Here is a 223-nt window from a genome sequence, read left to right on the forward strand (position 1 = left end):
ACGCTGCTACGGGTGATGGCGGGACTTTATGCGCCCACGCAGGGACAAGCCGTTGTTGTGGGCCGAGTTGCGCCGCTTCTAAATCTAAGCTTCGGGTTAGATATGGAGGCACCAGGCCTGGATAATATCTTTGTGCGAGGGCTATTTCTTGGTATGAGCCGTGCTGAGATCAAGGAGAAGCTCAATAGTATAGCTGAATTCAGCGAGTTGGGTGAGTTTCTTG

At 52.0% G+C, this 223-nt stretch carries 1 pseudogene; it reads left to right on the forward strand.

From position 1 onward, the window contains the following. Nucleotides 1-223 (forward strand): annotated as a pseudogene (locus E4K09_RS29805) (ABC transporter ATP-binding protein); the annotation flags it as partial.

This window comes from Microvirga pakistanensis, from assembly GCF_004458765.1.
In the GTDB taxonomy this organism is placed as follows: domain Bacteria; phylum Pseudomonadota; class Alphaproteobacteria; order Rhizobiales; family Beijerinckiaceae; genus Microvirga; species Microvirga pakistanensis.